General features: G+C 37.6%; 17 protein-coding genes and 1 pseudogene. 14 read left to right on the forward strand and 4 right to left on the reverse strand.

Annotated elements, in window-relative coordinates; translation table 11 throughout:
- The first annotated feature begins 1054 nt into the window (after positions 1-1054).
- From ACP8HG_RS05150 to ACP8HG_RS05210, 13 genes and pseudogenes are all read left to right on the forward strand, one after another.
- The gene (locus ACP8HG_RS05150) at positions 1055-2044 is read left to right on the forward strand and encodes a YecA family protein (RefSeq protein WP_067208860.1); all 990 of its coding nucleotides are present in this window, start codon (positions 1055-1057) and stop codon (positions 2042-2044) included.
- Positions 2045-2593: 549 nt separating this feature from the next.
- Positions 2594-3061, forward strand: coding sequence for a GNAT family N-acetyltransferase (locus ACP8HG_RS05155; RefSeq protein WP_067208863.1), 468 nt, complete (start codon positions 2594-2596; stop codon positions 3059-3061).
- 38 nt (positions 3062-3099) lie between these two features.
- Positions 3100-4104 carry an asparaginase gene (locus ACP8HG_RS05160; protein WP_342538139.1) on the forward strand — a complete coding sequence of 335 codons (1005 nt, stop codon included), beginning with the start codon at positions 3100-3102 and terminating at the stop codon, positions 4102-4104.
- A gap of 27 nt (positions 4105-4131) precedes the next feature.
- Positions 4132-4821 (forward strand): copper homeostasis protein CutC, encoded by a 690-nt coding sequence (locus ACP8HG_RS05165; protein WP_187047688.1) that lies wholly within the window; start codon positions 4132-4134, stop codon positions 4819-4821.
- 2 nt (positions 4822-4823) lie between these two features.
- Positions 4824-5666 (forward strand): hypothetical protein, encoded by an 843-nt coding sequence (locus ACP8HG_RS05170; protein WP_438298293.1) that lies wholly within the window; start codon positions 4824-4826, stop codon positions 5664-5666.
- A gap of 742 nt (positions 5667-6408) precedes the next feature.
- Positions 6409-8211, forward strand: coding sequence for a glutamine--fructose-6-phosphate transaminase (isomerizing) (gene glmS / locus ACP8HG_RS05175; protein ID WP_338652475.1), 1803 nt, complete (start codon positions 6409-6411; stop codon positions 8209-8211).
- 636 nt (positions 8212-8847) lie between these two features.
- Positions 8848-9141 (forward strand): RNA polymerase alpha subunit C-terminal domain-containing protein, encoded by a 294-nt coding sequence (locus ACP8HG_RS05180; RefSeq protein ID WP_340764549.1) that lies wholly within the window; start codon positions 8848-8850, stop codon positions 9139-9141.
- A gap of 174 nt (positions 9142-9315) precedes the next feature.
- The gene (locus ACP8HG_RS05185; protein WP_421102942.1) at positions 9316-9948 is read left to right on the forward strand and encodes an FMN-binding negative transcriptional regulator; all 633 of its coding nucleotides are present in this window, start codon (positions 9316-9318) and stop codon (positions 9946-9948) included.
- Positions 9949-10226: 278 nt separating this feature from the next.
- Positions 10227-10574 (forward strand): ArsR/SmtB family transcription factor, encoded by a 348-nt coding sequence (locus ACP8HG_RS05190; RefSeq protein WP_067208877.1) that lies wholly within the window; start codon positions 10227-10229, stop codon positions 10572-10574.
- 15 nt (positions 10575-10589) lie between these two features.
- Positions 10590-11888, forward strand: coding sequence for an arsenic transporter (locus ACP8HG_RS05195; protein ID WP_304627124.1), 1299 nt, complete (start codon positions 10590-10592; stop codon positions 11886-11888).
- 22 nt (positions 11889-11910) lie between these two features.
- Entirely contained in the window at positions 11911-12330 is a 420-nt protein-coding gene (gene arsC / locus ACP8HG_RS05200) for an arsenate reductase (thioredoxin) (protein ID WP_067208883.1), read from the forward strand.
- A 792-nt stretch (positions 12331-13122) separates the two neighbouring features.
- Positions 13123-14364: an MFS transporter gene (locus ACP8HG_RS05205; RefSeq protein ID WP_438298294.1), complete on the forward strand. Its 1242-nt coding sequence runs from the start codon at positions 13123-13125 to the stop codon at positions 14362-14364.
- Positions 14365-14404: 40 nt separating this feature from the next.
- A pseudogene (locus ACP8HG_RS05210) lies at positions 14405-14982 on the forward strand (ABC-F type ribosomal protection protein); the annotation flags it as partial.
- A gap of 535 nt (positions 14983-15517) precedes the next feature.
- On the opposite strand, the gene ACP8HG_RS05215 reads toward ACP8HG_RS05210, so the two are convergent.
- Positions 15518-16069, reverse strand: coding sequence for a helix-turn-helix domain-containing protein (locus ACP8HG_RS05215; RefSeq protein ID WP_067208887.1), 552 nt, complete (start codon positions 16067-16069; stop codon positions 15518-15520).
- 115 nt (positions 16070-16184) lie between these two features.
- On the opposite strand from ACP8HG_RS05215, the gene ACP8HG_RS05220 reads away from it, so the two are divergent.
- Positions 16185-16766 (forward strand): LysE family transporter, encoded by a 582-nt coding sequence (locus ACP8HG_RS05220; RefSeq protein ID WP_067208889.1) that lies wholly within the window; start codon positions 16185-16187, stop codon positions 16764-16766.
- Positions 16767-17008: 242 nt separating this feature from the next.
- Here the strand turns inward: ACP8HG_RS05220 and guaC are convergent, their stop codons facing one another.
- From guaC to ACP8HG_RS05235, 3 genes are all read right to left on the reverse strand, one after another.
- Entirely contained in the window at positions 17009-17992 is a 984-nt protein-coding gene (gene guaC, locus ACP8HG_RS05225) for a GMP reductase (protein WP_187047692.1), read from the reverse strand.
- A 356-nt stretch (positions 17993-18348) separates the two neighbouring features.
- Entirely contained in the window at positions 18349-19683 is a 1335-nt protein-coding gene (gene glnA, locus ACP8HG_RS05230) for a type I glutamate--ammonia ligase (protein ID WP_067208894.1), read from the reverse strand.
- A gap of 437 nt (positions 19684-20120) precedes the next feature.
- Positions 20121-20417 carry a DUF3817 domain-containing protein gene (locus tag ACP8HG_RS05235; RefSeq protein ID WP_187047693.1) on the reverse strand — a complete coding sequence of 99 codons (297 nt, stop codon included), beginning with the start codon at positions 20415-20417 and terminating at the stop codon, positions 20121-20123.
- Between the last annotated feature and the right edge of the window lie 406 nt (positions 20418-20823).

Raw genomic sequence — 20823 nt, forward strand, 5'->3', positions numbered from 1 at the left:
TTTAGTAGGCATTCACTAGAGTTGCAGTAGAAAAAAAGTGGAACTACTTTAAAATATTATTAATTACTTGCGAAAAAATGCCCCTAATTAGTAGTAAGGAAACGACGACTAAATCAGTTACCTATACTATTAAAAGGAGCTTCATGAAAAGTGTAAACTAAAGTTTAATCTTTCGTCAATAGTTTTTAAATTCAGTGTTAGTTGACTGTGAAAAAAATGGGATAGAAAATAGGTTGAAGTAGTGTAAATAAAAATGGAGAATTAATATTTTTGTAATATATATTAATTGTAAAAATTTATTTATTAATTAATTTTGTTCTTCGGGAAATAGGATGCTTTCAAAATGTTAGAAGATTATTTCCTGGGAAACTAATTTTGATTATTCTTAATACAAGGAATTCTTAACGAGAGTATGTGTATTTTAAAGATTACTTTGCGTTAGATAATTTATCTGACACGGTAAAAGATGGGAATAATATCTTTCGTGGCTGTATTTTCAGAAAAATACAACATGTTAATAAAGTGTATCCATTCCGCTTGTAGTTCATACGCTATTGAGTGAGTATGAAACGGAGGGAATATTGCATGATAGATGTTGTGAATTTACAGGCGATTATTGAGGAGCATCGAAGACAAATAAAGCCTAGGAGAATGACAAGTGGAGAGAAGCGAGTTCTTTCACTGCAAAAAGAGGACAGACGACTTAACGGGCAAAAGCCCTGACAGTCGTTTTTTTGATTATTTTAAAGGACGTGTGTCGTAGTATAGATGAGTATCCATTGTTCTAATAATTATCTTCAAAACTGATTCTGATTAGGGAAGAGTTATAAATCCATACCAATATAAACTGAGCGAAGGAGCTTTACAAGGGGCAGTCGAAGCCCTAGCGTCGTAGCGAATTCAATAAGGTTCTTTATTTCTACATTTATAGTACCGTAAATACACACGTTGTAGATGAATACACCAAACTGGCAAACTAAAATGTACACTTATTATTTTTGTATAGTCATGTTACACTTAAATGTATTCTTAATTAGTTAAAGGACGTGTTTATGTGATTGGACGTAATGATCCGTGCCTCTGTGGCAGTGGGAAAAAATATAAAAAATGTTGTGAATCGAAAGCGACATTTTCAATAGAAGAAGTGCAATCGGAAGAGCTTGAAAGAATTTTGCAAGCGTTTTATGAAGAGTATCCTGAAAAACGTGACCTAAATGAATTCTTGAGCTTGGTGAAAAAATGGAGTGAGCCACTTAAGGAATATTTAGTCGAGGAAATGATTGAAGCGATTGTCATGGATGAATTCTTTTTCCATCACAAACCGGACATTTGGACGAATTATATGAAGAAACAACAAAAGAAAATTATCCGTCCATCTGTAGTGAAAGTGTTAGAAACATGGTCTGATCCACGTATTTTCATTGGAGAAGTAGTAGCTGTAGATGATACATATATGTCCATTAAAAATATATTAGAAGACGAAACGATACGTTTACGACGTGAAAGTGAAAAGCCTGTTCCAGTAGGCGTCCATGTGTATTGCTTCATTTTACCGGATGGCTCATCCAAAGATAATCACTATTTGGCGATTTCAAGCTTGATTTTCTTCCCAACCGATTATACAAAAGCATTCGGGAGATTTGTGAAGCAATTTGAATCACAAGAAGAACAATCTGTTCCCTCATTTTTAAAAGAAAATGGAATTGCATTTTGGAAGCTACTTGGTGAGGATGGCTACGACGGAGGAGAATTTACAAACTTTGAAGCGGGTGTACTCCAAAAAGCAATAGAGTTTTTAGAGGAAAATGAACGTGAATCTGAGCAATTAATAGAAATAATAGAAGATTATTTAGTAGAACAGCAGCCGAACGCACGTAAAGAAGTGGCGATTGCAGCTGGAGCAATTCGATTTGGCCAAGAAAATGCCTTATTTGAACCTCTTACGATAACTGTGAAAGAGATTGCTGAATGGTTTGAAGTGTCTACCTCTTCATTGAATAAATATTATAATGATTTAAATGCGTATTATACTAGCAAAGATTGATCCATATTTTTATAAAGAACATCCTACTCATTTGAAAAAATGGAGTGGGATGTTCTTTTTTTATTTCATCAAAAAATGAATTGATTTGTATCTTAAACTCGTTATAGCAAGTGAATATGCTGACTCTTCACGGGTGGCATTGTCATTCAAAGTCTTGGAGAAAAACAAAAAATCATAAAAACTGTATTTAGTATGAAGAAAACAAAGAGAAATGGGAGGTGCCATTATATAGGTAGATTCACATATTTGTTTTGTCATGAAGCACTGCAAAGGAGGAACTCCATAAATTTTGGAGTCTTTTTTTTATTGCTTATAAGTGTTGGGATTTTCTTGCAAATGTTGGTGAATGGTAATCCTTTAATTGTAATGAAATAATTTAAGTTTGTTAGGGCAAGTGCTGATATAATGGAATTTAACTCTTTGGAATAATCGGTTCTCAGTAAACGCAGGAGGTGACGTAGTCATTTAAGTAATTGGTTATTATGTTAATGGCATACATAGAACTTCTTAACTGGAACGTACGTACTTTTGTGGAAGGGAGTAGAATACATGAAACTGCATTTTTATAATCATGCTTTTGCTAAACTCATAGAAAACTATACACTAACTAGCGAACAGCAACGATTTACGGGAACCCCAAAAGATTCTATTGATCTTTCGAATACGGAAGAGAATCGCTATTCGATTTTAGCGGTAGAAAATGAGCAACTTGTAACGTTCTTTAGCTTACATAAAGGTGAAGGGGTTAACCCTTTTTCTCCTAATGACGATGCTATATTAATTAGAAGCTTTTCAACGGATTTTCATCAGCAAGGTAAAGGTTATGGGAAGAAAGCATTGATGCTTATACCAGAATTTGTTAGAAGTAATTTTATTGGCATTGATGAGATCGTACTAGCTGTAAATATTAAAAATGAGATAGCTCAAGCCCTGTATAAAAAGTGTGGCTATATTGATGAAGGCGTTCGGGAGATGGGGAGAAGTGGTGAACTCATTGTGATGAGCTACCACCTGTAGGGAATTCTTTCATAACGAGCAAGTGGAGGGAATAAACAGTGGACCAACAAGTAATAGTGGAAGAATATCGTAATGACATTTTAGAAAACGTTCATATGGGTGTTATTTGTGGAATCAATGCAGATGGCGATATCCTTTATTCTGTTGGCAACGAAAATCATATGACATTTCTTCGTTCGGCAGCAAAACCATTTCAGGCGATTCCAGTTATTCAAAATGGAGTAGATGACAAGTTCGGACTTACATCCAAAGAAGCTACTTTATTTGCTGCTTCGCATCGTGGAGAAGACTATCACATTGAGGCGCTGGATTCGATTTTACAAAAGGTCGGAATTAATGAAGAGCAATTTTATTGCTGTCCAACCTATCCGCTGAATGAAGAACCAAAAGCGGACTATCATCGAAAGCACGGGAAGCAGCGAAAGCTTTACCATAACTGTTCAGGAAAGCATAGCGGTTTTATCGCTTTGGCAAAAGTGCTGGGATACGACATTGACGGTTATTGGAAGTTGGAACATCCGGTACAGCAGCTGAGCTTGGCCGCGATGGCTGATATGGCCAATTATCCGAAGAAAGACTTTGGCATTGGAATTGATGGATGTGGATTCCCTGTGTATGCAATGCCGCTTCAGAACATTGCTCAAGCGTACCTGAAACTTGCTTGTCCAGATTTGATTCAGCAACGAGAAATGAGAGAAGCTGTCGTTAAAATTACTCGCTATATGAATGCACATCCGGAAATGATTGCGAGTCATGATTTCATTTGCTCTGTTTTATTGGCGGACCCAAATATCGTTGCTAAAGGTGGAGCTAAGGGCGTGTATGGTTTTGCACTTAAGAATGAGCGAATGGGCTTTGCATTAAAAGTAATGGATGGATCCGAGCTTGTGTGGCCAATCATTATTGCATCTATTTTGGAGCAGATCGGTTATGAAAACCATGAAACGATTGAGCGTTTGTATAAGTTAGCGCCAAAAGAAATTATAAATGATAATAATGTGATTGTCGGGGAAAGAAAAGTCGTATTTGATTTACAAAAATAAAATGCATTCATAGGAGGTGTAACCAAAATGATGTTAGAAATTATAGCTACAAGTTTGACGGATGCAATTGCTGCAGAACGAAGTGGTGCCGACCGATTGGAACTTTGCGCAGCTTTGACTGAAGGTGGCCTAACGCCAAGTTTGGGATTGGTGGAAGCAGTGGTTGCAGGTGTAAATATTCCAGTCCATGTAATCGTTCGGCCACATAGTCGAACTTTTCACTATGATGACAACGATTTAGCTGTAATGATAGCTGACATTCGCCATATTAAACGTGCGGGAGCTGCGGGAGTTGTTGTTGGAGTACTAACTGAAGAGCGTAAAGTGAATACGGATGCCCTCTCACGTTTGTTGGAGGAAACTGGAGAGATGAAAGTCACTTTTCACCGTGCATTTGATGAGATAGAAGATCAGCTGGAAGCTTTAGAAGTCATTGCTCGTTTCCCACAGATTCAGCGGATTTTGACTTCAGGGGGACAAGCACCAGCGCCAGAAGCTGCTGAACAGCTGAAAAAGTTGGTGGACAAGTCTAAAGATACTTCTGTCCTAATTTTAGCGGGGAATGGTATGAACCCTGAAACGCTGTCTTCATTGGTGTCTGCAACAGGGATAGAAGAAGTTCATTTTGGGTCGGCTGTCCGTGTTAACAGGAGCTTCATGTATCCGATTGATGGAGCGATTATTACAGCGATAAAAAGTGAACTTGAGCATAGTTAAATTTGGAGAAAAGTGAAATTGTACCTACAAACATTGGGATTACGACAAATGAGATTATAGAAATAATAGTTGAAATAGGTTCGGAGGATCGAATGGAAAACAAAACCTTTATTGGAAATGTGAAATTACTAATACAAATGCATGCTGAAGGGTTGCTTGGTGGTGAAATAATGCCAGAGGATGCTCTGATTGGAATTGTTCCCAAAGATGATTTAATGAATGTACTGACATTAGGAATGGCTTTAAATTATCAAAGAAACTCATATAAATTATGGGAGTCGGTTGCACAAGCTTATTTGGATAAAAGTTCTCGTTGGATCTTTAATCCAAAAGTCGTATCTGAAAGTAATTTGGATGAATTACGTAGTATTTTGGTTTATTACCGAGTTGCTTTACAACCCAATCGCCACCCGGAAATTTGGCAACGTGTGTCTAAGGGAATAACTCAATCATCTCAAAGAGGTGACGTAATAGGATTGATTGAATCTGCTCAATTTGATATAGCCATCTTAAAAAGCATTATGGAAATCAATAGAAAGCCAGAATTTCCATATCTTTCTGGACCTAAGATTTTCAATTACTGGTTATATGCCATGGAAAGGTATACGGGAGTTTGCTGGAGGTCTCGAGAATTGATTACAATAGCTCCTGATACGCATATTTTGAAAGCTAGCGTAAATTTAGGTCTATGTTCTTCTGAGGTATTAGATGGTTCGTCGGATAATAGACAGATAGTTGCTAAATCATGGGAAAAGGCACTAATTGATAGTGAGTTATCTCCAATTGATGTTCATACCCCTTTATGGTTGTGGAGTCGTGCGGGTTTTCCATCTCTTTCAGTCTAATAACTTTGAAATGTTACACAAAAGCTAGCTATTAAAATGAATAGAATTATATGTTTGAGTAAGCAGTAACTGATAATTATAGTGTAGTTACAACTAGATAAGTAAGAGAACCGCTTGTGTTATTAGAATCAAATTATTCCCTTGTATGACATCGGGATAGCAGGATACTTTGATACAAAAGCTAATTAATCTTGACTGACTTTTTGTTCTTAAACCAATTGAATATAGGACGAGTAATCAGCCATTTAACGAAAGTGACTGATTTTTTTGATTTCCCAAAACTGTTGTGATCTCACTATCATTCTGCATATATTAGTGAATAGGGGGATTAGAAAAAAATCTAGTCTTACTCTCTTTATTTATTGACAAAAAAACAGCAAGTTATGTAAGATGATAAAGTTGATTCATAGCTACTAGTACTAGATAAGCTATTGGTCACCGCGTGTAAAAGGAGTGAAAATCGCGCGTTAAATGTAAATCGGAAAACAGTTAAAGCGCCAGTGCTGAAGAAATCGGACGTTACTAATTTTCAGCAGACGAGGTGGAGGAGTATCGAACTTTCGGCGGAAGCCTCCCAATCGCAATTGCCCGGTTGTATTTTTTGCTAGTAAATCATTTGAGCAATCGAATGGACAAAGGAGCAAAAAGGCAAAATCATTCAAGCAATATGTAAGGACACTTCGCTAATTCAGCTGAGGTGTAGTTAAGTATTGCTTATTTTGCAAATATCGGAGGAAAAAATATGTGTGGAATAGTAGGTTATATTGGTGATTTAGATGCGAAAGAAATTCTATTAAAGGGACTTGAAAGGTTAGAATATCGTGGGTATGACTCGGCGGGAATCGCACTCCGCAATGAAAAAGGTGTTACTGTTATAAAAGAAAAAGGACGTATTGCAGACCTACGTGCAGCAGTAGATTCAACAGTGTTAGCGTCAACTGGAATTGGTCAAACACGCTGGGCGACTCATGGCGTTCCAAATCAAACGAATGCACATCCACATCAAAGTACATCGAGTCGGTTTACACTTGTGCATAATGGTGTAATCGAGAATTATCATAACCTTCAAAAAGAATATTTACAGGACGTTCAAATGATTTCTGACACGGATACAGAAATTATCGTACAACTTGTTGAAAAGTTTGTTAAAGATGGTATGACTACTGAAACAGCTTTCCGTCACACACTGTCTTTACTCCATGGTTCCTATGCAATCGCCATGTTAGATGCTGATGAGGCAGACACTATTTTTGTTGCCAAAAACAAGAGCCCATTATTAATAGGAGTTGGAGACAACTTCAATGTGGTTGCTTCTGATGCGATGGCGATGTTACAAGTAACAAACCAATACGTTGAACTACATGATCAAGAAGTTGTCATTGTTCGTAAACAAGCAATCGAACTGATGACATTGGCTGGCGAAACTATTGACCGTGCACCTTTTACAGCAGAGCTTGATATGAGTGATATTGAGAAAGGCACGTACCCTCACTTTATGCTGAAAGAAATGGACGAACAGCCAGGTGTTATTCGTAAAATTCTTCAAGCATATGAAAACGAGCAAGGTGAACTTGCAATGGATGAGAATATTGTAAATGCGTTTAACGAAGCTGACCGTCTTTATATAATTGCAGCGGGCACAAGCTATCACGCTGGTCTAATCGGCAAGCACTATTTTGAAAAAATTGCTGGTATTCCGGTTGAAGTGCATATTTCAAGTGAATTTGGCTATAACATGCCACTTCTTTCGGAAAAACCGTTATTTCTTTTCATTACACAATCTGGAGAGACTGCGGACAGCCGTCAAGTATTGGTGAAAATAAAAGCGTTAGGCTACCCAAGCATTACGTTAACAAACGCTACAGGCTCCACACTTTCTCGTGAAGCGGATCATACATTACTGTTATACGCTGGTCCGGAAATTGCTGTAGCTTCGACAAAAGCATATACAGCTCAAGTAGCAGTTCTTGCTATCGCAGCTTATGTTGTAGCCAAAAAACGAGGGAAAACAGTAGAAATTGACTTGAAGAAAGAGCTTGCCATCACAGCGAATGCAATCCAAACACTTGTGGATTCAAAAGAGGAAATGGAGCAAATCGCACATGAATTCTTAGCAGTTTCTCGAAATGCTTTCTTCATCGGGCGGAACCTAGACTATTACGTTAGCTTAGAAGGTGCACTTAAAGTAAAAGAAATTTCCTACATTCAAGCAGAGGGCTTCGCAGGTGGGGAATTAAAACATGGGACGATTGCGCTGATTGAAGAGGGCACACCTGTGTTTGCAATTGTTACACAACAAGCAGTGAGTCTCAACACTCGTGGTAATGTTAAAGAAGTTGTCGCGCGCGGAGCGAATCCTTGCATACTGTCAATGGAAGGGTTGGAAGAAGAGAATGATCGTTTTGTTCTGCCCAAAGTGCATGCCTTACTTACACCTCTTGTTGCCGTTATCCCCTTGCAGCTAATTAGCTATTACGCTGCTCTTCATAGAGGATGCGACGTTGACAAACCTCGTAATTTAGCAAAATCAGTTACGGTGGAGTGAGGTTAGTTTGAGTATCAATTTTTTTGATGTGATGTAGCTTTGAAATAAAGTTGTGGATTTAAAATAAAGTCGCGATGTTTGTAAAAAAATGCGACGTTTATAAAAAAGTTACGAAACACCCCTTTGGATTTTTATCCAAAGGGGTGTTTCGTTGTAAAAGGGCTTATTTAATGAAATAGTTGAGTGTAAACTGGATTTATAGAAATAAATGAAATGATATATGGAAGTTTGTTGAGGAATGTACTTAAACTCCTAGGAAAATAAAAAAACTCATATTATTGATAATAGTGCATAAATGTACAAGGGGAGTTGAAACTGTACGGGTTCATTAAGGGAAATCTAAAGTAGAGAGCTTCATTCGTACTCGTTTAGCGCATATGGTGATCGCAATGAAGCCGTACTTCAAGACAGATTAAAGGTATGGAAATTTTTTCTTGGATGCGGAGATATGAATCATCCAAAATGGATAAGATGGTAAACAAAATCATTACGGAATTAATCAAGAAATAAGTTCGGAGTACACGAGTCTCTTTGAATGACTAATGGTTTCAGAACCTGGTATCATTCAATAAAAAGTATACTCGAAGTATTCTATAATTAAGGGAATATAGATTTTAAGGAAGGAGACATTTTACAATGGGAACTTCAAACAGGAGCTTACGAATATGTAGCAACGGACACAACTATTATAAAAGTAGTGATTGTCCAAGCTGTCCGATATGCGAGAAAGAACGTGAGCCGGACAAGGGATTTCTCTCAAAGCTCTCAGCACCTGCAAGGAGAGCGTTAGAGCATCACGGTATTGGAACGTTACAACAACTATCAATGTTTAGCGAAAAAGAAATTTTACAATTTCACGGTATTGGCCCAGCTTCTCTGCCTATACTTAGAAACTCTTTGGAGGAAATTGGATTAGTATTTAAACCTTAAAGACAGGATCGGTCTTCTTATTTTTGCGAAGGTACCAAAGCGAATTCAATGGGATTTATTGTATGAGTGTATCTAGATCGGTACTACGTGTTTGAATTATGAAATCTGCATACCAATCATTTTCAATTAATGTGGAAATAAATGCCATTTTAGTAATCAAAGAGGAGGTTAATCATGTATATTCCCAAGTATTTTAAAGTTACAGACGTAGATGAAATTAAAGAATTTGTTCAAGAGAACTCATTTGGAACTATTGTTACAATAAAACAAAATAAACCAATTGCTAGTCATTTACCTTTGGCGCTAAATAAAAAAGGAGATGATTATTATATTACCGGGCACATGGCATATGGGAATCCACAATGGAGAACATTCGAAGGCTGTGATGATGTACTAGTTGTGTTCCAGGGGCCACATGCTTATATTTCTTCTTCTTGGTACGGGCATGAAAATGTTCCAACATGGAATTATCAAGCCGTACATGTATATGGCATTGCGAGCATTTTGGATGAGGAAGAGTTAAAACAAGACCTAATAATGATGCTACAAAAATACGAGAAGCATCGAAAGAATCCGGTTTTATGGAACAAACTATCTCCTCAGTTAGTAGAAAAAGAACTAAAAGGAATTGTTGGATTTAAAATTAAAGTAGGAGAAATTCAAGCTGCCTATAAATTAAGTCAGAATCGCAATGAGGAGGATTATCTTAACATCGTTGATAAACTGCATGGGGAAGAAGAAACAAGTTCCCAACAAATGGCGAAGGTGATGAAAAAGAGAGTAGAGAATTACGGATATTCTGATTAATGTGTTAATAAATCCGATAATGGCGTGGAAAATCCTTTCCCTAAACGCCAAATAATGCTTACTTGAAAATCAAAAGGGTATTATTTGGCGTTTAGAATAAGAGGTTCACTAAATAGAAATACAAACAACAAATTTGAACTTCAAATCGGTATAATATTTCTTGGTCATGTCCTAACAAAATTTCTTTCGAGTAAAGCCCAATATAATATAGTTAAGTAGAATAATTCACTTGTGAATATAAGTATATTCTTATATGATGATCTAAGGAGGGATGACTAATGAATGAAACAGTAACGATTGATATGCAGCAAGCATCGCAACTCTTAAAATTACTCGGAGATCCAACCCGTTTGACCATGATGCAGCTACTCAAGTCACATGAATGCTGTGTGTGTGAATTTGTTGAGATTTTTAATATGAGTCAGCCAGCAATCAGCCAACACTTGCGTAAACTTAGAGATATTAAGGTAGTGAAAGAAGAACGTAGAGGACAATGGATTTTCTTCTCGATTAACAAAAATCATGAAGACTATCCGTTTATTCAAAGCATTCTTGAACAGCTTCCTGAACAGAATGAGTCTATAGCTAGACTGGAAGCGCAAGGGCTTAGAGTTTGCTGCGAGTAGGAAGGGGAATGGGCGTTGGTTTCAGTAATAATGGCATCATTGATATTCATCATTACAATTATTTTTGTTATTTGGCAGCCTAGAAATTTATCAATTGGATGGTCCGCTTGTATTGGAGCAATAATCGCTTTATTAGTAGGAGTGGTTAACTTTCAAGACGTTATTGATGTTACAGGGATTGTATGGAATGCTACTCTTGCTTTCATCGCCATTATAATCATCTCATTGATCTTAGATGAAATCGGATTCTTTGAGTGGGCTGCCTTACATATGGCTAGATTAGCTAAAGGCAGTGGGATTCGCATGTTTGTTTACGTCAGTATTTTAGGTGCAGTTGTTGCGGCTTTGTTCGCAAACGATGGGGCTGCATTAATACTAACGCCAATTGTTCTTGCAATGGTAAGAAATTTGAATTTCAATGAAAAGATGATTTTTCCATTTATTATTGCCAGTGGTTTTATAGCTGATACCACTTCGTTGCCATTAGTTGTGAGTAACTTAGTCAATATTGTTTCAGCAGACTTTTTCGGTATCGGATTTGTTGAATATGCAACCAGAATGATTGTTCCGAATTTATTTGCATTAGTTGCGAGCATTTTAGTGTTGTTGTTATTCTTCCGTAAAAGTATTCCTAAAGACTATGATGTCTCGGATTTAAAAGAACCGAAGGATGCTATCAAGGATATAAAAATGTTCCGACTAACTTGGCTGATTTTAAGCGTATTACTCTTAGGTTATTTCTCTAGTGGGTTTACGGGATTGCCTGTTTCTATTATTGCTGGGCTTACGGCGATATTCTTTATGGCCATGGCACAAAGAAGCCCAGCTGTACACACGAAGCAAGTACTTAAGGGGGCACCTTGGGCCATCGTTTTCTTCTCTGTTGGGATGTACGTTGTTGTCTACGGATTGCGTAATGTTGGTCTTACAGCTGTATTGGGCGATGTCATTCAATTGGCAGCCAATCAAGGACTCTTTATTGCAACGATTTCTATGGGATTTATTGCAGCGATATTGTCCTCACTTATGAATAATATGCCTACGGTCATGATTAACGCGTTAGCTATATCAGAAACGACTACGACAGGTCCTATTCGCGAGGCTTTGATTTATGCAAATATCATCGGATCGGATTTAGGTCCCAAAATAACGCCAATCGGTTCGTTGGCCACTTTACTATGGCTACATGTTTTATCTCAAAAAGGTGTGAAGATATCTTGGGGTAGCTATTTTAAAATCGGAATTATTTTAACGGTTCCTACACTTCTGATTACACTAATAGGACTGTATTTATGGCTGTCAATCATACAATAAAACACAAAAGGTGGCTTTAATTATGTCGAAAAAAACACTCTATTTCTTATGTACAGGTAACTCATGCCGTAGCCAAATGGCTGAAGGTTGGGGCAAAAAGTATCTTGGTGAAGAATGGCAGGTTCTCAGTGCTGGAATTGAAGCACATGGAGTTAATCCAAATGCTGTCAAAGCCATGAATGAGGCTGGCGTCGACATTTCGAATCAAACTTCGGATAGTATTGATCCACAAATCTTAAATGATGCAGATTTTATCGTCACGCTTTGTGGGGATGCTGCTGACAAGTGTCCGATGACACCACCCCATGTAAAGCGTGATCATTGGGGATTTGATGATCCTGCAAAGGCAGAAGGAACGAATGAAGAGAAGTGGGCTTTTTTCCAACGTGTTCGTAATGAAATTGGTGATCGTATTAGGTACTTTGCTGAAACTGGGAAATAAATAATTAATAAAGGTCGGGAGAAACCATCTCTCGACCTTTATTCCGAAATGCATATAAGTATATTATTATCTTTTTATGAAGGGGTCGATCCCAAGATGAATATCTAACGTACGACTTTGAATCAGCACAAAAAGTGGAACTGGATTTACCAAAAACAGGAGTATGCAATGTGAATCTGACACCAATAAGCAAGAACAGTCTTGATGCTGTTAAGTCAGCTAATGATTCTGCAATAATATAGGCGTTAGGTGATGAGATGAATAAAGAGGATCATGATTTTTATGCAAAAGGAAAAGTATTGTAAACCATTAGTCTTAAAAATAGAGTTGGATTAGTATTGAAGGGAAATCGAAAGCCTCAAGAACGCAACTGGGAGGGGATGGAAGAACGTGATATGCATTGACATACCATTAGGAACAAGTTAGTATAATTTAAGCTTTGAAAGGAGCGATAGAGGTGGGATTTTTACAACTATACTGATCGATATGTACATATTTTGTTAACCACTCTTTTGAGGGGTTATTTGTTGTGCGTACTAGGTTAGATAGGAAGTAGAAGCTTTATCGCTCTACAGATATCTTTACCATTTTTTAAGTAAGCAGTAAAATGCGTACTTTTTTTATAGAATCAGGGAGATAGGTGCTATAGTCGTTTCTAAGCAGTCGCATTGTGATTTTATGATCTGGAGGGATTTCACTATGATGATGTTACTTTTCTATTGATACGGGCTTAGTAAGTCAAGCTCGTATCGGTGAAGAATCGATACGCAAATTCAGGAGGTATCGATTATAATGGAAAATAGAAATTGGAAACGAAAATTTATTGCGTTATATACAGGACAGTTTTTCTCATTGCTGAGTAGTGCCGCTGTTCAATTTAGTATTATTTGGTGGTTGACAGATATAACGGGTTCTCCACTTGTATTAGCACTGGCTGGGATAGCCGGCTTTTTACCGCAAGCCTTGCTCGGTCCATTTGCAGGGACGATAGTTGATCGTCATTCCCGTAAAGTGATGATGATTTTAGCAGATCTGATTATTGCACTGGGTAGTTTATTCTTGTTTTTATGGATGTATTATAGCGAGCCAAATATCACGTTAGTCATACTTGTGTTAATTGTTCGATCCCTTGCGACTGCTTTTCATATGCCGGCAATGCAAGCTTCTGTACCATTGCTTGCACCAAAAGAGCATCTTACAAAGGTTGCAGGCTGGGGGCAGATGGTGAGTTCAATGACCAATATTGCAGGACCCGCAGTAGGGGTGTCGTTACTAGCAGTTAGCTCCCTTGAATGGGTGTTATTGTTCGATGTTTTTGGCGCTATTATCGCTTGTAGCGTGCTATTGTTCATCCGAATTCCGAGCGTAACAAGAACAGAAGAAATGGCCACTGATAACTTGATAGCTGAAATGAAAGAAGGCTATCATGCGATTGTGAAACATCGCCTTGTCTTAAAGCTAACCATCGTGATGATTGTTGTAGCTGTTCTATTCATTCCCGTTGGAACTTATTTCCCGCTTATGGTACGGAATCATTTTGAAAAAGGCGTAGTAGAAGCAGGTATCGTTGAGATCGTATTTGCAATTGGTTTGATTGTAGGCGCTTCGTTTTTAGGTGTACTGGGAGATCGGTTCGATAAGGTTAAAACAATGGCAGCAGGCATGATCTTGATGGGCATTTCCTTATTTATTTCCGGTCTGCTTTTGCCGTCGATGTTCTATGTGTTCGTAGTGATGAGTTTTTTAGTCGGTTTAGCTGGTCCATTATTTTCAGCGCCATTCTATGCTTTTATCCAAGCGGAAATTGAACCTCAATTGCTTGGACGGGTATTCAGTTTTGTGACAAGTCTATCGTTATTGGCAGCACCAATTGGATTAGGTTTAGCTGGATTTTTTACGGAACTCACGAATGTAGCCGTCTTCTTTAGCGCGGCAGGTCTCCTTATTGTTCTAAATGCGGCAGTGACTATAAAAGTGAAGGAGGAGGAAGCGACATGCAATTTTTATTATTCTTTTAATACGAGCTTGAAATAGAAGCTCGTATCGATTCTAGCTATCGGTACGAAATTATAATATTTCGGAGGTAGTGAATTTAGAACAAATCTGTTTTGAAATAAAAAATGTTGCTGGGAAAAGTACATTATTGAAATTGCTAGCTAATAATATTAAACCGACACGTGGAACAGTGAAACTTCATGTGGAGGGCGGTTACTTTGAGCAACTGGAAGCCCCACTGTTGTAGAAGCGGAAGGGGCCTTACTTGGAAGATTGGCAGTTCCGCAATATTCTGAAGAGCTAAGTGGTGGTGAGTAAACAAGGTTGAAGTTGGCACAGTTGTTTACGCATTATTACGAAGCACTATTGATTGATGAGCCGACTACGCATTTAGATCAAGAAGGTATATCTTTTTTACTCGATGAACTGCGCTATTACTACGGGGCACTAGTATTAATTAGCCATGACCGCGCTGTTTTAGACTCGCTCGTTACCACAGTATGGGAAGTGAATGACGGAGTAGTACATGTCTATTCAGGAAATTACAGTGATTACCAGACGCAAAAACAGCTCGAACGTGAACAACAAAGTCAATCGCACGAACAATTCGTAAAAGAGAAGAATCGTCTTGAAAAAGCAGTGCAAGAAAAAATGAAAATAAACAATTGAATCAAGTGTAATTTCAGTGGCCTGATGGAGAATATTCTGTTCGAGAACTGTTCACATCAGTCAAACTGATATATTGTACAGTAGGAAACCCTTTTTTTATATTAAATTTCTCTAAATTTGCTAAGAACCTGGTTTTTACAAAATTAGTAAGGATATCGATTGCTTACGCTTAGATAAACAAATCCGCAAATGATTTGCAGAAGAGGGGGTTAATTTCAGATTGAAGTAACTTTTGCAAGCTATGGATTTGATTGAGCGGGATAGGTTTTGCTTGACTGTCAAGGCTATGGTTCGATTTTCCAAGAAATTATCATTGTAATATATAAATACGATTAGTGTAGAGTGCTTCTCAATTCTTGTGGATAAAATAGTTACATGTGCATGAAAAGATAGAGCAAATCCCACAGTGAGTGGAATAGAAAAGCATTAGGAAATTAAACGTAGCAGGCAAGATTAATAATTGCATTGGTACAAAGAGGCTGTCCCATCAGCCGATAATTTACAACTCATGGACAGCCCCTTTTTAATTTGGGTAGTACAATACCATACTTAAACGAGTCAATGTTTCTCCTGAATTATGATAGCTATGGGGTCTGTCGGCTTTAAATCGGATGGAATCACCGCTTTCAATGGTATACTCCTCGTAATTTACACGTACCGTTAGCTCCCCCTCAAAAATTGTTAATAGCTCTTCGGTCCCCTCCATATGTGAATCTGCACTTAGGAATCCACCTTTGTCTATCTCAACTGCATACACTTCAAAGCGTTTGTCTTCATCAAATGGAAAATGGGGGTATACTCGATATTTTCCATTATCTTCGGACAAGATTTGAATATCACTTTTCGATACTATTATTGTGTCGGGCTGAGGGTGATTGATGAGTGAAGTAAAAGAAACTTTCAAACCATTGGCTATTTTCCAGATAGTTGTAATGGTTGGAGCTGATTCGCCACGTTCAATTTGACCGATCATTGTTTTACTTACACCAGTCAATTCAGCCACTTTTTCAAGACTTAACTTTTTACTCTCTCTTATTGCTTTTAAATTCTTGGCAATGATAAGATGAATTTCCATTTTTAAAACACTCCTATTTCTCTGTACAATATAACGTCTGAACTGTACAATAAAAAGAAAACGTTATAGTGCCCGTTATGGACAGTATAACATATTCATTAGGGGGAGGTCGAATATGCCAGTACTAACATTCTTGTTGTATGTTTTTGTCATGAGTTTTACGCCAGGTCCGAATAATATTATGGCGATGTTATTTGCGAATCAGTATGGATTTAAGAAGACACTTCGATTTTGCCTAGGCGTAGGCGCAGGTTTTTTTGTCATCATGATATTATCGAGTTACTTTAATCTAATCCTACATAACTTCATTCCGAAAATTGAGTTGCCTATGATGCTTCTAGGTGCGGCCTATATGCTGTATCTGGCAATCAAAATAATTACTAGTTCGACTAGTACTAATGGTGATGAGGGCGGTAAATATAACAGTTTTTTGGCAGGGATGCTGTTACAGTTTGTCAATCCGAAAGGTGTTTTATATGGTATTACGGTAATTGCAACGTTCATTCTTCCATATTATAGTTCAACAATTGACTTACTACTATTTTCGTTGTTTCTAGGTTTCGTCGGTATAATGAGCACTTGTTGTTGGAGCCTTTTTGGTTCGATATTTCAGAAATTCCTCTCGGATTATAGAAAGCAATTTAATATTGTGATGGCATTGTTATTGATGTATAGTGCAGTTTCGATTTTTTTGTAATAAGTAATATTAAGTGCGAGGGTTACAAATGAGGCTGTTGTTAAAAGATGCGCGAAGTGGATTGAATATTCTGAAGTACGCAAAACGCATTTAGAACTTGTTTTATCATGGAAGTTAAAATGAAAATACTGAGCTGTCAGTAATAATCTTGATGTTGTTTTCATTCAATTAAGATCTCCCTAAATAGAAAATCCAATCAAGATATAAAATATCTTGATTGGATTTTTAATAGCTATAAATTTTCAGTACACTTTATCTCCATTAAAAATGGAGTTTTTTACAATGACATAATCCACTGTTCGGATGGCTTCAAGTTTGCTACCGCCAGCATAGGAGATGGACGATTGTAAATCTTGTTGCATTTCGTCTAAAGTGTCCATTAGTGGACCTTTATATTCGACGTACATTTTTTTACCTTCAACGTTTTTCTTTTCGCCCTTTTGGAATTCAGAGGCTGAGCCAAAGTATTCTTTGAAACGTTGTCCATCTTTTTCAATTGTTTGACCGGGAGATTCTTCGTGTCCAGCAAATAGAGAACCGATCATGACCATTGAAGCACCGAAACGTACCGATTTAGCAATGTCACCGTGTGTACGTATGCCGCCGTCTGCAATGATAGGTTTAGTAGCTGCTTTCGCACACCAACGTAGTGCAGCTAACTGCCAACCGCCTGTACCGAAGCCTGTTTTTATTTTTGTAATACATACTTTACCAGGTCCAATACCAACTTTCGTAGCATCTGCCCCGGCATTTTCAAGTTCGCGTACGGCTTCTGGTGTGCCAACGTTACCAGCGATGACAAAGCTTTCAGGCAGATGCTTTTTAATATGTTGAATCATATTAATGACTGCATTGGAATGTCCATGAGCAATGTCGATTGTGATGAATTCAGGTGTAAGTTCGTCAGCAGCTAGTTGTACAATAAAAGTGTAGTCCTCATCTTTAACACCAACGCTAATAGAAGCGATTAAACTACGTGATTGCATGTCTTTAACAAAGTTTGCTCGTTTTTCTGGGTTAAAACGATGCATAATATAGAAGTAACCACTTTCAGCTAATTGGATAGCGATACTTTCATCAATAATTGTTTGCATATTTGCTGGTACAACTGGAATTTTAAATGTATGTCCGCCAAGTAGTATAGAAGTGTCACACTCAGAACGACTATTTACCACACACTTTGCAGGAATCAGCTGGATATCTTCGTAATCAAATACGTTTTCCATAGATAGCACCTCGAAATCCGAATAATATCATTCGTTTAGTTTGGAACGTTCGCACTTTAATAATTTACAACAATTTAGGTAGTATGTCAAAATATTTAATAGTGATTGGCAAAACGTATAAAATCTGATTCCATTTCCTTTTGAGTTTAATAACTACTTTTTGTTATACAAATAATTAAAAAATAAGCAAAAAGAGCTTTCGTGGACTCTTTTTGCTTATTCCTATGTGTCGATAGCATCTACTGTACAAACACGCAAAGAGAGGCATTGAATGGTGAGTATCCCATATTACCGAATCGGGGGTATCGAAGTTTCAATGGTTTAAAAGTCTGTTATCTTCTTACGAGACCTTTTTATCAATAGATCTTCATATAACGTTCAACTTCCCAAGGGTGTACGGTAATTCGGTAACTTTCCCATTCTAATTTTTTCTCTGCCATAAAGTTTGTGAAAATGTGATTGCCAAGAGCTTCTTGGATAATTTCATCCTTACCTAGCGCGATGAGTGCATGGTCAAGGTCAGTAGGTAGTGTCCCGATACCTAATTCTTGAAGTTCGAAAGGTTTCATTTCGTAAATATTGCGGTCGACTGGCATTGGCGGTTCGAGTTCACGTTTAATGCCATTTAAACCTGCTTTTAATATAGCCGCCATTGCAAGATATGGGTTTGCAGCCGAGTCGACGGAACGGACTTCGATGCGAGTGCTTATTCCCCGAGATGCTGGAATTCGGATAAGAGGGCTGCGGTTTTGGGCAGACCAGGCGATGTAACAGGGCGCTTCGTAGCCGGGAACAAGTCGCTTATAAGAGTTAACTGTTGGATTTGTAATTGCTGTAAATCCAGGAACATGTTCGAGAACGCCAGCCATGAACTGATATGCTGTTGTACTTAATTGTAATTCACCATTTTCGTCAACAAAGGCATTTTCACCGTCTTTGAATAGGGAAACATTACAATGCATACCTGATCCGCTGACACCGAAAAGGGGTTTTGGCATGAACGTTGCGTGCAAGCCATGTTTACGAGCAATTGTTTTGACGACGAGTTTGAATGTTTGAATGTTGTCACAAGCGGTAAGAACATCCGCATATTTAAAGTCGATTTCGTGTTGTCCTGGAGCGCACTCATGGTGCGATGCTTCAACCTCGAAGCCCATTTCCTCTAACTCCAAGACGATATCTCGTCGACAGTTTTCTCCAAGGTCCATTGGTGCAAGATCGAAATAGCCGCCGTTGTCATTCAATTCCATTGTCGGTTGCATATTTTCATCGAGCTTGAATAAGAAGAATTCTGGTTCTGGTCCCAGATTGAAATCAGTAAATCCAAGCTCCTTCATTTCTGTCAATACACGTTTTAAATTGCCACGAGGATCACCTGTAAACGGAGAACCATTGGCAAGAGAAATATCACAGATAAGACGTGCTACCCTTCCTTTTCCTGAGGGCCAAGGGAACACCATCCATGTGTTAAGATCTGGTATGAGGTACATATCGGATTCCTCGATACGCACAAATCCTTCAATTGAAGAGCCGTCGAACATCATTTTATTGTTAAGCGCCTTATCGAGCTGGCTGATGGGAATTTCCACGTTTTTGATCATACCTAAAATATCTGTGAATTGAAGTCGAACGAAATTCACATTTTCTTCTCCTACAAATTTGCGAATGTCTTCTTTTGTATAATTCCTCATCATACCACTCTCCTTAAGTATCATTAATTACGGATTACTCCATAACATTTTTCTATAATAAAGCAAAAAGTTACCATTAACAAGAATTTTATTTAAATCTAATTAATTTGTATAAAGCTAGCTTTCAATAATCTAATCATAATACTGAAAATAAACCATTTGTTGGAAAAATAAGGTAGGGGATTGCTTATTATTCTTAATCTTCATTTTTAGGGTGAACCGGAAATAATTCAACAGTAATTGAGATAAAAGAGTAAATAGGCTTGCGTAAGCAAATTAAAAAAAGCGAAGCCCCTTTTATTGAAATGGGCTTCGCTTTTTTTTGACAGAATCTATTATACTATAATATGTTGGCATAAAGAATCCTCTCAACAACGCTCGGGGATGCCTTTGCTGGAGATTATATAGAATCATTAGTTCAACATATAAATATATTTTTAGTTCGTTTTCAAGTTTTTGAGTCGTCTGTCCAAAATGAAATTGCCAAAGGGGATAAATGCTGAAAGAAGGGCACCAATCGTAAACCTAAACGGCCATTTCACCTTAATCATCGTATATACAATTGCTGCGATATAAGCTAGAAATATATAGCCATGAAGTGTTCCGACGATTGTTACTGCACTCTTCATACCGAACCAATACTTTAATGGCATTGCGATAAACAATAGGATCAGTAGTGAACTGCCTTCCAATATACCAATCAAACGAAAACGTCCTAAAGCATTTTTTAACATGATTCCACTTCCTCTACTTACTACATTTCATCAATTACTTTACAATATGAAAATTATCATGTACAGGAATGTGACTTGCTGTGAAGGAAAGGGGCAGGGAGAGTTGAAACTCAGGATTATTGACCTTCAGCCTGTAGCACCTATACTTCAAAGTAGAAATACAGTTAAAATCGTCGATACATTATTTAATTCTCTGGCTTTATTTTAATACCAACGATTGTTGTTTGAGAGAGCTTGCCAATTGTTCGGTGATTTTTTTCATCTTTCATTAATTTGTGGAGGTTACTTTTGAACACTTTTCAAGAACTTGCAAAAACAGTTATTATTAGAAAGGAAAATCGTTGCATTCCTATATAAAAAAGGACTCTTGTCATCATATAGGTCATGATTTAGGTTTTATTGTTCA

The organism is Sporosarcina sp. FA15 (assembly GCF_051550195.1).
In the GTDB taxonomy this organism is placed as follows: domain Bacteria; phylum Bacillota; class Bacilli; order Bacillales_A; family Planococcaceae; genus Sporosarcina; species Sporosarcina psychrophila.

Bases quoted from the DNA above. Each gene is read 5' to 3' on its own strand.
- guaC (WP_187047692.1), bottom strand. From the start codon at position 17,992: ATGGAAAACGTATTTGATTACGAAGATATCCAGCTGATTCCTGCAAAG.
- ACP8HG_RS05205 (WP_438298294.1), top strand. From the start codon at position 13,123: ATGGAAAATAGAAATTGGAAACGAAAATTTATTGCGTTATATACAGGA.
- ACP8HG_RS05185 (WP_421102942.1), top strand. From the start codon at position 9,316: ATGTATATTCCCAAGTATTTTAAAGTTACAGACGTAGATGAAATTAAA.
- ACP8HG_RS05180 (WP_340764549.1), top strand. From the start codon at position 8,848: ATGGGAACTTCAAACAGGAGCTTACGAATATGTAGCAACGGACACAAC.
- ACP8HG_RS05215 (WP_067208887.1), bottom strand. From the start codon at position 16,069: ATGGAAATTCATCTTATCATTGCCAAGAATTTAAAAGCAATAAGAGAG.
- ACP8HG_RS05155 (WP_067208863.1), top strand. From the start codon at position 2,594: ATGAAACTGCATTTTTATAATCATGCTTTTGCTAAACTCATAGAAAAC.
- ACP8HG_RS05220 (WP_067208889.1), top strand. From the start codon at position 16,185: ATGCCAGTACTAACATTCTTGTTGTATGTTTTTGTCATGAGTTTTACG.
- arsC (WP_067208883.1), top strand. From the start codon at position 11,911: ATGTCGAAAAAAACACTCTATTTCTTATGTACAGGTAACTCATGCCGT.
- ACP8HG_RS05235 (WP_187047693.1), bottom strand. From the start codon at position 20,417: ATGTTAAAAAATGCTTTAGGACGTTTTCGTTTGATTGGTATATTGGAA.
- glmS (WP_338652475.1), top strand. From the start codon at position 6,409: ATGTGTGGAATAGTAGGTTATATTGGTGATTTAGATGCGAAAGAAATT.
- ACP8HG_RS05190 (WP_067208877.1), top strand. From the start codon at position 10,227: ATGAATGAAACAGTAACGATTGATATGCAGCAAGCATCGCAACTCTTA.
- glnA (WP_067208894.1), bottom strand. From the start codon at position 19,683: ATGAGGAATTATACAAAAGAAGACATTCGCAAATTTGTAGGAGAAGAA.
- ACP8HG_RS05165 (WP_187047688.1), top strand. From the start codon at position 4,132: ATGATGTTAGAAATTATAGCTACAAGTTTGACGGATGCAATTGCTGCA.